Below are 12,326 nucleotides of genomic sequence, written 5' to 3'. Positions count from 1 at the left end.
TTTGGCCCATACTGTGGTCATGAATGTGTTTTTGAGGCACACCCTTTTCACTGGGCTGTTTCTGCTCCTGTGCGTGCAGGCGTCCAATCATGCGGTTGCTCAAAAACCAAAAAAAGAACCCGACTGGAAAAACCTGCGTATGAAGATGGTTGAATTCCAAATCAAGGACCGCGGCATTAAAAACCCCGCAGTCATAAAAGCCTTACGTACGGTCCCGCGCCACGAATTGGTTCCTATCATTTATCGTTTGTCCGCTTACGAAGACCGCCCCCTGCCCATTGGGGAGAATCAGACGATCTCGCAACCTTACATCGTAGGTCTCATGTCTGAGTTATTGCAGGCCAAACCAGGTGACAAGATTCTCGAAATCGGAACGGGCTCCGGCTATCAGGCAGCGGTTTTGGCGGAAATGGGGCTGCAGGTCCACTCCATCGAAATCATCGAACCCCTCGCCAAGCGTGCCACCACCGATCTTAAGCGCATTGGTTACTTCGATGTTGAGGTGAGGCACGGCGATGGCTACCAAGGCTGGCCCGAAGAAGCCCCCTTTGACGGCATCATCATAACAGCCGCGCCACCGCAACTTCCCCAACCTTTGGTCGAACAATTGAAAACGGGTGGCCAAATTGTCGTTCCTGTTGGCCGCAACAATCAGGATCTCGTTGTCTACACCAAGCGCTCCAACGGAAAGGTGTCCAGAAAACGGATTATCCCCGTCCGTTTTGTCCCTATGACAGGACGTGCCCAGGAAGATCCGTAAAAAGATTGCTTGATAAAGTGATCATACGTTCACTTATTAGATCCTACTGCAATTTACTGCCTGAGCTGGCGGCCAACTCAACGCAGGGACATTTTAGGGTGCCTCGCGATCAATGGCTTTCGGGTAAACGGATCGCAGATTCCCACAATGACTCCCTTCGTCCACATAGATGCCGATGCTTTCTTTGCATCCGTTGAGCAAGCAGCTGATCCTCGCTTGCGAGGTATTCCTATGGCTGTAGGAGGACGCAAGCGAGGGATCATTGCCGCCGCTTCCTATGAAGCCAGACAACTGGGTGTCTACACTCCGATGCCCACACAACGAGCCCTACAAGTCTGCCCAGAGCTGGTCGTAGTATCCGGCAACTTTGAGATGTATGAGCAATTTTCCGATTGGATCTTCGGTATGTGCGAAGAGCTCACTCCGCTCGTCGAACGTAGCTCCATTGACGAAGGCTATATGGATTTCTCAGGCACCTGGAATTTGTCGCAGGATGGACTGATCACCAAAGTCCAGAAACTGGACAAAGAAATCCACGGGTGGTTGAAGATAACCATCTCCGAGGGAATGGCCACGAACAAGATTGTCTCTGCCGTGGCCAGCAAGCTCCACAAACCAAACGGATTTCTGGTTGTACCTGAGGGATCCGAGGCAGAGTTCATGGGTGCCCTCCCCCTTAGCCGCATGCCTGGTATTGGACCTAAGTCAGTAGAAGCCTTAAGATCGATCGGAGCCCAGCGTATCGAAGATCTCCTTACACTTGGAGCGGAACGACTACATCCTTTTCTTGGAAAAATGACAGATTCTTTCCTTCAACTGGCTCAGGGCATCGACGATCGACGAATCGTGCTAGAGCGTGAGCCCGCAAAGTCCTACTCTCAACAAAACACTTTCGCTCAGGACATGGGCGAAGAAGACAAGGTAATCAGTCATCTCATGACCATGATCGACGACGAGATGATACGCCTGCGCGATGAAGGCAAACAGGCGCGCACTTTCAGTGTCCGGATTCGCTACACCGACATGGAAGAATGCGAAACCTCACGAAGCCTCAACGAACCCAGCAGTCTGGAGAACGACTTCTACCCCTTTGTTTCGCCCATGCTCAAGAAGCTCTGGCAACGACGTGTTCACTTACGGCTGGTTGGCGTGCGATTCTCCCGCATCTATGACGCTTTCGAGCAATTGGAATTTTTCGACCGCAAACGTCAACGCCTTCGCCAACTCAGCCACACCATCGACCAAGTCAACGAGGCCTACGGGAAATACACGGTGCAGAGAGCCTACAGAATCGGCATGAATAGTCGCGGTGGAGGTAAACGACGGACCCCCTTCCATCCATAGACCTTTATTGCCATTCAAATGAAATAAGCCCAAGAACCGGGTGATTTAGCATTCACATTCTGCTCCACATATTTAGATTGGATACTCATGACTCCCAAACCGTTCAAATTAGCCATGATTCAAATGGAGGTGCGTGGCGGAGATCCAAAGTGGAACCTGGCACGTGCAAGAGAGCAGATCAGTGAGGCAGCATCTGAAGGAGCTCAGGTAATTCTATTGCCTGAATGCCTGGACCTGGGTTGGACCCACCCGAGTAGTCAGGTGATGGCAGAAGCCATTCCTGATGGACATCCCTGCACCGTTCTGGCGGCAGCCGCAAAGGAGCACCAGGTTTATGTCTGCGGAGGATTAACGGAGAAAGAGAACAAGCTGAATACTTTGGAATCTCAACCGAGGAGGTGATGCAAATTGGTCGTAAGGCCAAACTATTCACTCGCGAATTCCTCAAAGGACAAAGCCTCACACTTTACACGCAGTGGGAAGACGGACAAGGCACAGGCCAGCGATATTTCGCTATGGTTAACTCCCCGCAAGGCAGCCTGGTAGAGGTAGAGGCCCTAGTTCGGAATGGGTTGGCGCGTATCTACGGTTATTCGAAAGCGTGGCCGGAAGAGCCAGGCTTGGATACCTTTCGCCGTCGGCTTTGGCGTTTGGAAAAGGAGGCGAAACAAAGAGGTGTGGGTGCCTGGCGCTCCAACATCGAAGTCTGGGAATCCTTCGACTATCAAAAGAAACTGGCTGAACTCCCAGACCTGGAAGGAAAGCTAAATATCAATACCGCAACCAAGGAAGAACTCATACTGCTTCCAGGCATCGGGCCCACCTATTCCATCCGAATCATTGAAGCCCGCCCCTTCAATCTCATAGAAGACATCCAGACTATAAAAGGCATCGGCCCCAAAACGTTTGAGCGAATCAAGAATCGCATTTCAATAATCGACGAAAACTCTCAGTAAAGTCTTGGAATATAATCCCATTAAATCCGAGTTCTTGCTAGCCATTTGATTTGCATTCGAAGAGACAATGATCACTTTTCCTGATTCCCAATGAACATCGAAGAGATTAACCCATCACTAGCCACTTACTACTCCATTATTGTGGTGTTGGGATTCTTTTGCCTGGGCAAAGACTTGTTTTTCAAATCCAAGACACCCTCTCTTCATCCTGATGTTTCTCTTGAACCATGGAATATCAAGGGATTGGACATAGCCCTCATACCAACCTTCATATACCTCTTAGTATTTGGTACCGGGGCACTAACAGTAGAAGCCTACAAACTCCTATTGGGCACCGAAGAAATCGCAGACGCCCATTTCTTCATTTTCGGTTTCCCCATGCATCTAACCATCCTGGCTAGTCTGTTTGGGTTTTATAGATACTTTAATCTAGATAGTAATGTTCCGATAAATTCGATTAATTACGGCCCTATTCCTCTGATCGGAAAGTCCCTGTTCTACTTCATGGCAGTTATTCCAATACTACTAGGAGTAGGTTATGTGTGGCCGCTTCTATTGGAATTTTTTAATTTGCCCCAAGAACCACAGGATCTCGTCAACCAAGTAGCAGGCATGTCGATATCTCCCATGTTTTTGGCGATTGCATTCCTTGCCGTTGTATTGGCACCACTCTCGGAAGAGTTATTCTTTCGAGCCTTCCTATACCGCAGTCTCAAAGGCTATTTGAGCCCGACTATGGCGGCTTTAGTATCCAGCCTTTTATTTGCTGGAATGCACTTCAATTGGCACAGCTTTCTCCCTCTTTTTGTATTGGGATTCTGGTTATGCCGGACCTACCAAAAGACGGGCAACCTCTGCGTCCCCATTATTCTTCATGCTTTCTTTAACGGAAACACCTTGGTGACTTTGATGTTACTGGAATCATGAATCCATTCACAGATCAAGCAGATCAACAAGTTCAACACGTAGGCGAGCAAGCGCTGATCCGCCACATTGAGGAATGGCTGGGAGATAGCAACCCACCCTCCCCAGAAGGAATGGGAGATGATGCAGCCATCGTCCCCGCACATGTCGGTCAACGAATCCTAACCAAAGATTCCTTAGTCTACGGCAAACATTTCGATAAGACTGCATCAGCTGAGGCAGTGGGCGCGAAGTTATTAAAAAGAAATCTGAGCGACTTAGCTGCAATGGGAGCTTTGCCCGGTCAGGCTGTCCTCGCCTGCCTGCTGCCACCTACGACTTCCCTGCATTGGTTGAATGGTTTCTATAACGGGCTCAGAAATTGCGCTGAGCAATTCGAAGTAAAGATAGTGGGTGGCGATATTACTTCTACATTCCAGGACCTTGCATTTACCTTAACTCTTCTCGGTAACAGTGCGGAGAGAAACCTAACTCGGAAATCAGCAAAGAGCGATGATACTTTATGGGTAACGGGTTCCCTCGGAGGCAGCATACTGAAAAAGCATTTACAATTTACACCTCGACTGAAGGAAGGAGCATGGCTCATAAAGCAGGCGAGTGTCAGTTCCGGGATGGATCTATCAGACGGACTAGCAACCGACCTGCTTCACCTGTGTCCACCGAACTGTATCTTTGAAGTTGATACGGACACTATCCCGATAAGTGACGATGGCATCGCTTTAGCCAAAGAATCAGAAAAAGAAGCCATTGATCATGCACTTACAGACGGAGAGGATTACGAACTACTCTTCACGCTGAACTCTGCGGTAAACCCGAGTGATTTTATAAGGGATTGGAGTGATCAGTTTAACACGAAAATCACCTGTATTGGAAAAGTAATGACTCCAGAAACGGAAGAAAATCATCCTATCCGATACATAGGTTCTTATTCTCCCACAAGGGGACCAGGGCATGAGCATTTTAGATAAATTCAAATCGGGCATTACGACCCAGTCTCCAGAACAGACGCAGTCTTACGCAGCTGAGCTTGCCTCTGTATTGCCCATTAATCTCGCACTCAAACTGTCAGGAACTTTGGGTACGGGAAAAACAACCTTTGTGCAAGGATTGGCAAAAGCATGGGGCATCCAGGAGTCTGTAAAATCCCCCACCTTTAATCTGTATTCAATCTACCAAGGCAATCGGCAGCTAGTCCACTTGGACGCCTATCGACTCAATCATCCCTCCCAGGCAGAAGACCTACTTATCGACGAATTCTTAAAACCACCTTTTTGCCTGGCTATTGAATGGCCAGAGAAAGTCGATGGCTGGATGGATGAAAATACCTGGTTACTCGAGTTCGATATAGAGGATGACCATTCGCACACTATAAAACTGAGAACACCAGAATCGCTCTAACTCTTTGCAGACTTAGACTCACCTTCAGGTTCTTCGGAAGACTTATCTTCTTCAGAGTTGTCTTCACTCTCAGTATCGCCTTCTGAATTTGCTTCTGGCTCTTTCGAACTTTTGTCCTCAACCACTTCAGGAGCGTCAGAACTTTCGCTAGGCGCTTCAGTTTCTTCATCACTTTCGACTGTTTCAGTAACAGTCTCAGGAACAACCTCTTCAGCTGGAGCTTCAGATTCTGCAGGCACCTCAACAACGTCTGGTTCTGGAGCCTCAGCAACAGCTACTTCTTCCGCATTCTCTGTGTCCGATTCCTTGGCTTCATCCGGTTCAGCAGATGGAGCCGGTTCCTTGGATACCTCATCAACTGGCTCTGCATCCTCTTTGGGAGCTGAGTCAGAATCCTTTGATGGGGACTCATCAGGGGTAGCCACCTCAGCAGGAGATTCTATTACAGCGGCTTCGGGAGATGCTTCGGCTTTCGAAGGTTCTTTGGGTTTCGATTCCTTTGCTGCAGGTTTACCGGCCTTTGGAGGCACCACACCTTCTCCTGGAGCAGCAGGAGGATGTGCAAAAATAGTTCCATTAGAATATTCAGCAATGTACCCCTCCTTTAGAAGCCACTGAAAATCCATCGTCATGGCCTTGTGCTTCGCCTGCTGTTCATCCGTCAATACAACAGGCTCCTCTCCTTCTGCAGCCACCGTGGTAAATCTCAAATATTTTTCAGACAGGTCTTTCACAGCCATGCCACCATTCGCATCCAGGAATGTAAGCAATTCTTGGATCGCATCTGAGAATGATTCATTGGGTTCACGAAATCTACGCTTCACCGCACAGACATAGGATACACCCTTGGAGCCCTTCTTATAGAGAGCAAACTTCTTACGACGAAGGCGACCTCTTAAGAGATTCGCGGTATCCAAAGGAAATCGCTTTTGTCGTTCCCAGGAAAACTCAAGATTGGCCCTGAGTAAGCCATCTTTGACTTTGAAAATCTGAGAACCCTCAACTCTAGCGCTTTTCAATTCAAGTACCAGCTTATCAGCAAGGTTTGCTTTGATGAAAGCTCTGGCTGTTTCGCCGTCTTCAAAACCTCGTGCTTCCCCGAACTCCTCCTTCAAGGTGTAAGAGGTTTGGGTCTTCATTTTTTCCAGCCACTCAGCAATAACCTCCTCCTCAGTCACAGACTCGATCCGCGATTCGAATTTGGCGTATGGCATATTGGAAAGACGCGATGCATGGTGGTCAGCCATGATCTTCTGGATTCTATGAAAATTAGGAGGGCCTAACAACTCGCCCGTAAACCCGCATTTGCGAATAGCACTAAACGAACCGGACGGCGGCTCTACTTCCTTCATTTCAGAGGTAAAAAAGTGATCCAGGCAATTTGCGAGTGCATGCTGCAAAGCCGCATCTTTAAATTGGAATGGAATTCCATCTGCTTCGCTCACGTAGAGGCATGCTTCTTCATCTGGAGCACCTTTGGCATCAACAGGACGAATGATCATGTAGAATCGTTCGTCTTTCTCCAGAATCGTGCGGGCAATATCAAATAGTTCGTAGGTGATTGTAGAAATCCTAAGAGCCTTACAGAGTGCTTTGAACCCATTTTCCTCAGGATAAAAGGATACCTCGACCACCTTCTTTGGAATATCCGGACGTCCCTGGTGCCTACTACCTTGGCCCTGTCTGTCAGGTCGACCTCCCTGATCACGATCATCTCTCCGTGGTCCCTTCCGAAATCCACCGGGCTTAAAAGAACGTCTGTCTTTACGGTCAGAACGATCTCCTCGAGGAGGACGACTCCCACGGCCGGGACGCCGGTCGAAAGATTTTCCTCCGCCTCCTAAAGGTTTAGATTCACTCCAACTGGTTCCAAAATCAAATCCCTGCAGTGCACTCAGATCGATACCTGAGTCGCCTTCCGAAACAAAGGCTGGCTCTTCAGTCTTTTCCTCAACTTTCGGCTCAGCCTCAGCCTCCGCTTGTTTCGCAACGGGCTTCTTTGGGGCAGTTTCCTCTTCACTCTCTTCAGCTTTCACCGGCTTCTCAGGCGGTGAAGATGGAACCTCAGGTTCCTGCTTAGGTTCTTCAGCGGCGGCCGTTGAATCAGTTTCGGGTGGGAGTTCGTCAGAAGATGTGGGGTCCTTGTCCATAGGAATGAGGAAATTGTAGAGTAACCAAAAGGGGGATCTGCCTACTCGTACAACGCAAATATAAGGCCAGAATCAGTCGTTTGTTTGTAGTCGTTAAAAGAAGGCACCCATGAAAAGCGGGTCCTCTCCCAGGTTCGAGATTAAAAAGAAAAAACTTTTGTGACAATTTGGTTGCATGAGCTGAACGAATCTTACTTATTTCCCGTTCCTTTTTTTAGTATGCTCAGGTGGTGGAATTGGTAGACACGCACGCTTGAGGGGCGTGTGCCGCAAGGCGTGCGGGTTCAACTCCCGCTCTGAGCACCATCCGTCGCCGTAGTACCACCTAGGCGATGGATGCCCTTCGAAGCTTTAGCGAAGTAGGGCCAATGTTACTCCCGATCGGCTATGCATGGCACGCCATTTACCTCTCACTCTAAATGAAAAGGAGGCTTATCGATCCCAACTGTACGGCTACCTCGATCAAAGATAACTACTGCTCTAAACAACTGGTTCATAAGTAATTATAAATCCTCAATTTTTTCCCTCTCTAAATCATTGCGGGTAATTTGCTAATTTGAATTAGCAAATTGCATATAGAAAGTCGGAAGCAGGACTCCCTCAACATCTTCCCTACCCTTGTTTGATAACTCTGATTAATTGGCTCTTGGAGTAATGAAAGTCGTTTAGAACGAAGTGGGTAGTAACATTCAGTAATTGGGTGCGATTAAAAATCGCCCAATTAATCCTCACACTGCGATTCATCCACAGCTAGCAAATTATATCATCAGATAAGGTATTTTTTGGGTTCGTCAAAACCTTGCACTGAATTGCATATTTCTGCACCGTTTTTGGCAGGAATATGGCAGCCAAGTCGATGAGCTGGGCCGCTATCCCAAGCCCCTGACTCCATCGACGAAGTGAAGAAGTAAAAAAAAAGAGCCCAGCCATGATCCCTATATGAGGATCTGAGTGCTCATTTGTATGCTTAATAGACCAGTTAATATCCGTTTGTCCATTTTGCTTGTGAAGCCAATGATCTGTGAAATGAAAAGCATTGTATTTCTCTTGTTGCCCCTGTTGCTTACGACCTCGATGATCATCGCTTCCGACTTTACCGAGTACGAGGGCGATGTGACGGATGTCCAGCAGCTGCGCCATGTAGACCAACATCCCGATTCCTGGCGGGTTTGGCAGCCATTCATCACCCAATGGAAAAAGAACCACCTGATTGTGGCCTTTGGTGCGATGACCAATGGAAAAAAAGACATGGGCGATATTTTTGCCATGGTGTCGAGAAACGATGGCGATACCTGGGATGAACCGATCGCAGTATTCGATCACAACGAGAAACAAGGCGACATCCAATTTGGCTACGCGAATCCGGTGCTTTTCAAGCCGAGCGATCAGAATGTGGTTTGGTGTTTCGCTATGCGTTGCTCGATTAAGCAAGAGAACAGTGAGGAGTCCCATCTCGTCGGCGCATTTACTGCGGATGGCGGCCGCTCATGGACGCAAGTCGAATTGGCCGTGCATTACACGGGTCCACTGATCACGAATGCAGGCGTCGTGGAGACCGTCATTGACGGCAAGAAACGCTTTTTACTTCCCGCTCACCGCAACACGCTCGGATCCGATCCGCGCGGCAGCCGCGATCACTTCATACTGAGCAGCACCAGTCTCTTGGAATGGGAATTGGAAGCTTACATTCCTCAGCCCACCAAAGCCCGGGTTTTCCTACACGAAGGAAACCTCGCTCCATGGGGGAACGGGCTTAAGATTGTTATGCGCACCGCTAATTACGATGACACCAGTTTAACTACGGATCCCCCGAGAGCTTACTCGAGTGTCAGCACGGACGGCGGCCATACCTGGAGCGTAGCCAAAGCGGAACCTGAACTACACAATGCAAAGGCTAAGGGATTTTTCGATCAAGCGTCCGACGGGGGCCATATATATGTATACAGCGATGGACCTGCTCAGCGCGATTATACCTGGCCGGATTTTCCCCAAGGCGGTCGGACCTCACTTCGCTACAAAACAAAAGATACGGGATCTGAGTGGAGCGAGCAGAAGACGTTCTTCCACATGGGGGTCAAAAATTCATACCCCACGCTTTGCGAAGTGGCTCCTGGCGACTGGAGGGCTGTTTGGGACAGCGGCACGGCAACCCAGCCACGCACGCGGATTCTGTTTGGGAAACTCAAATTGCAGTAGATATGGCCTTTATACTCCGAATAACTTTGGGTTTCCTACTGGGCTTGACTGCGATCAGCCACGCGGGCAACTCCGACCGCCCCAATGTCCTCTTCATCGCCATCGACGACCTCCGGACCGCCCTTGGGTGTTACGGGGACGACCTGGCCATTTCCCCGAACATCGATCAGCTCGCCGCCAGCGGACGCGTGTTCACCGGGGCCTATACCCAGCAGGCGGTCTGCGGACCTTCGCGGGCTTCTATCCTGACTGGACGACTGCCCGATGAGACCCGCGTCTGGCACAATCGCAACAAGTTTCGCGACACCTTGCCGGACATCGTTACCCTGCCCCAAGCCTTTATGCGGCACGGCTATACCGCACTCAGCCTGGGCAAGATCATCAGCGGCAATGCCAAGGAGAAGGACGATGCATCCTGGACGACTCCGGCCATACTCCATAAGCCAGATTGGAAGAACTACTACCTGCCGGAAAACCAAGGTTATTCCGGCAAGGGCCCGTCCTACGAAAGAGCCGATGTGCCGGACGACGGCTATACGGACGGCAAGCTGGCCAATCTGGCCATCAAGACCCTGGAGGAGTTATCCCTGCAGGAAAAACCCTTCTTCCTCGCTGTGGGATTCTTCAAGCCGCACCTGCCCTTCAACGCCCCCAAGAAATATTGGGACTGGTATGACCCCGAGGCGTTTGCCCTTGAAGGCGAACCCAGGGAAGTGAAAGACGCCCCGGAATCAGCCTACCATTTTCACCGCGAACTGGGAGGCTATGTCGACATGCCCCGGGACGAGCAACTCAATGCCGAGCAAACCCGCATCCTTCGGCACGGTTACTACGCGTGTGTCAGCTATGTGGATACGCAAGTGGGGAAACTGCTCGAGAAGCTGGAAGAGTTGGGTGAGGCGGACAACACGATCGTAGTTCTGTGGGGAGACCATGGCTTTGCCCTGGGGGAAACACAACGCTGGTGTAAAGGGACCAACTTCGAGTTGGACACGCGGGTCCCCTTGATCGTCCGGATTCCCGGGATGGATCAACCGGGGATACCAACGGATTCCTTGGTCGAGCTTGTTGATCTTTATCCAACTCTGGCGGATCTGGCCGGATTGGAGACCCCCTGGCCGCTGGATGGCACGAGCTTTCGTCATCTCCTGGACAACCCTAATGCCCCCGGCCGCGACATCGTCCGCAGTCAGTTCGCCCGCCCCTTCAGCAAGAGCGAACCGGAAGTCATGGGCTATTCCATCCGCACGCCCACTCACCGCTATGGACGCTGGGTTGATTTCTCTTCCCGCGAGGTGATCGCGGAAGAACTTTACGACTATACCGATGTATCGAGCGTGACACCACGAGGAGACTACCGGATCGAAAACGCCAATGTTGTCGATGAACCTGCCAACTCCAGAGTCCTGGACGAGCTGCGGGCAAAAATGAATGAGCAGCAGGCCTTCGCCTCAGCAGCAAACGAAGAACCCTTCCTCAACAAACAAGTGCTGTTCGAGGAAAAAACAGACGGCTATTCCGTCTATCGAATTCCAGGCATCGTCGTCACCGCCAAAGGAACCATCCTCGCCTACTGCGAAGCCAGGAAATTAAGGGAAGCTGACCGGGGTGAAATTGAAATACATATGCGGCGCAGCACGGATGGTGGAAAGACGTTTTCACCGGCCAAGCAGGTAGCTCATATGGGTCCCAGGCTTCCGCGCAATCCTCATATGCCTGAAAGCAAACGAGGCAAGGACATGGGAGGTCCGGATGAGCAGACCGTCAACAACCCAATGGTCATCGCCGGTAAGGACGGTTTGGTGCATATGGTTTACTGCGTCGAATATGCCCGTGCATTTTACATGGTAAGCAAAGATGACGGACTCAGCTGGAGTAAACCGGTCGAGATTACCTATGCCATGGATCAGTTTCGGGATGAACTAGATTGGCAGGCAATTGCTTCCGGCCCGGGACACGCAATTCAGTTAGCGAATGGCCGATTAATAGTACCCTTTTGGCTGGCCACCTACGAAGAAAATGCTCCGCTGCGAAAAGCAACAAGCGTAATTTTCAGCGATGACAACGGAGCCAGCTGGCAGGCCGGAGACCTTGCAATCCGTGAAGGCGGAGAACCCAACGTAGCCCAGTTGGCCGATGGGCGGGTGATCATGACCGTGCGGAATTCACACGAACGCAACCGCCGTCTTGCCAGCTATAGCGACGATGGCGCTACGAACTGGTCGGAGCCTCAGATCGTGGAGGATCTTCTTGAACCCGGTTGCATGGCAGGAATCGTTGCCCACCAGGGCGCTGATGGTGTTCTTGGTTCGGTCCTTCTGTTTTCCAATCCTCACACCACCAAACGAAAGCACTCCGCACGACACGACGTTACCATCAAGCTCAGTCATGACGGTGGCCTCACCTGGCCAGTGCAAAAATTACTAGAGGACGGGCCCAGCGCATACAGCGACTTGGCAGTACTGCCAGACGGATCTATTCTTTGCTTTTATGAAAGCGGTGTGGACCCTCCCAAAATAAAACGCAATCGCGACTGGGCTTATGCCAATCTCACTCTAGCCCACTTCAACCTCGAGTGGCTGGGCCAACCCTAACACC

General features: G+C 50.4%; 10 protein-coding genes and 1 tRNA gene. 10 read left to right on the top strand and 1 reads right to left on the bottom strand.

Translation table 11 applies throughout. From position 1 onward, the window contains the following. Positions 1-19: 19 nt before the first annotated feature. From GA003_07500 to tsaE, 7 genes are all read left to right on the top strand, one after another. Positions 20-760, top strand: a complete 741-nt coding sequence (locus GA003_07500) for a protein-L-isoaspartate(D-aspartate) O-methyltransferase (GenBank protein ID QXD30372.1) — start codon at positions 20-22, stop codon at positions 758-760. A gap of 147 nt (positions 761-907) precedes the next feature. Continuing rightward, positions 908-2,104 carry a DNA polymerase IV gene (locus GA003_07495; protein QXD29797.1) on the top strand — a complete coding sequence of 399 codons (1,197 nt, stop codon included), beginning with the start codon at positions 908-910 and terminating at the stop codon, positions 2,102-2,104. 87 nt (positions 2,105-2,191) lie between these two features. After that, positions 2,192-2,506: a hypothetical protein gene (locus GA003_07490; GenBank protein QXD29796.1), complete on the top strand. Its 315-nt coding sequence runs from the start codon at positions 2,192-2,194 to the stop codon at positions 2,504-2,506. A 170-nt stretch (positions 2,507-2,676) separates the two neighbouring features. Further along, entirely contained in the window at positions 2,677-3,060 is a 384-nt protein-coding gene (locus tag GA003_07485) for a helix-hairpin-helix domain-containing protein (GenBank protein ID QXD30371.1), read from the top strand. 90 nt (positions 3,061-3,150) lie between these two features. Further along, entirely contained in the window at positions 3,151-3,987 is an 837-nt protein-coding gene (locus GA003_07480; protein ID QXD29795.1) for a CPBP family intramembrane metalloprotease, read from the top strand. Next, a complete protein-coding gene (locus GA003_07475) occupies positions 3,984-4,952 on the top strand; it encodes a thiamine-phosphate kinase (GenBank protein ID QXD29794.1) in 969 nt (322 codons plus the stop codon). The genes GA003_07480 and GA003_07475 overlap by 4 nt, the downstream gene beginning before the upstream one ends. Further along, a complete protein-coding gene (gene tsaE, locus GA003_07470) occupies positions 4,936-5,382 on the top strand; it encodes a tRNA (adenosine(37)-N6)-threonylcarbamoyltransferase complex ATPase subunit type 1 TsaE (GenBank protein QXD29793.1) in 447 nt (148 codons plus the stop codon). The genes GA003_07475 and tsaE overlap by 17 nt, the downstream gene beginning before the upstream one ends. Here the strand turns inward: tsaE and GA003_07465 are convergent. Further along, positions 5,379-7,532 carry a hypothetical protein gene (locus tag GA003_07465; protein ID QXD29792.1) on the bottom strand — a complete coding sequence of 718 codons (2,154 nt, stop codon included), beginning with the start codon at positions 7,530-7,532 and terminating at the stop codon, positions 5,379-5,381. The genes tsaE and GA003_07465 overlap by 4 nt on opposite strands. A gap of 221 nt (positions 7,533-7,753) precedes the next feature. Between GA003_07465 and GA003_07460 the strand changes: the two genes are divergently transcribed. The 3 genes from GA003_07460 (at position 7,754) to GA003_07450 (ending at position 12,322) form a co-directional block, all read left to right on the top strand. Continuing rightward, positions 7,754-7,838: transfer RNA gene (locus GA003_07460), tRNA-Leu, on the top strand. 720 nt (positions 7,839-8,558) lie between these two features. Continuing rightward, positions 8,559-9,728 (top strand): glycoside hydrolase, encoded by a 1,170-nt coding sequence (locus tag GA003_07455; protein ID QXD29791.1) that lies wholly within the window; start codon positions 8,559-8,561, stop codon positions 9,726-9,728. Beyond that, the gene (locus GA003_07450) at positions 9,629-12,322 is read left to right on the top strand and encodes a sulfatase-like hydrolase/transferase (protein ID QXD29790.1); all 2,694 of its coding nucleotides are present in this window, start codon (positions 9,629-9,631) and stop codon (positions 12,320-12,322) included. The genes GA003_07455 and GA003_07450 overlap by 100 nt, the downstream gene beginning before the upstream one ends. Positions 12,323-12,326 lie beyond the last annotated feature (4 nt).

It is taken from the genome of Opitutia bacterium ISCC 52 (genome assembly GCA_014529675.2).
In the GTDB taxonomy this organism is placed as follows: Bacteria; Verrucomicrobiota; Verrucomicrobiia; order Opitutales; family UBA2995; genus UBA2995.
Note: the sequence above shows the minus strand (reverse complement) of the source record. Positions and strands in the feature narration are given on the sequence as shown.

Bases quoted from the DNA above. Each gene is read 5' to 3' on its own strand.
- GA003_07500 (QXD30372.1), top strand. From the start codon at position 20: ATGAATGTGTTTTTGAGGCACACCCTTTTCACTGGGCTGTTTCTGCTC.
- GA003_07495 (QXD29797.1), top strand. From the start codon at position 908: ATGACTCCCTTCGTCCACATAGATGCCGATGCTTTCTTTGCATCCGTT.
- GA003_07490 (QXD29796.1), top strand. From the start codon at position 2,192: ATGACTCCCAAACCGTTCAAATTAGCCATGATTCAAATGGAGGTGCGT.
- GA003_07480 (QXD29795.1), top strand. From the start codon at position 3,151: ATGAACATCGAAGAGATTAACCCATCACTAGCCACTTACTACTCCATT.
- GA003_07475 (QXD29794.1), top strand. From the start codon at position 3,984: ATGAATCCATTCACAGATCAAGCAGATCAACAAGTTCAACACGTAGGC.
- tsaE (QXD29793.1), top strand. From the start codon at position 4,936: ATGAGCATTTTAGATAAATTCAAATCGGGCATTACGACCCAGTCTCCA.
- GA003_07465 (QXD29792.1), bottom strand. From the start codon at position 7,532: ATGGACAAGGACCCCACATCTTCTGACGAACTCCCACCCGAAACTGAT.
- GA003_07455 (QXD29791.1), top strand. From the start codon at position 8,559: ATGAAAAGCATTGTATTTCTCTTGTTGCCCCTGTTGCTTACGACCTCG.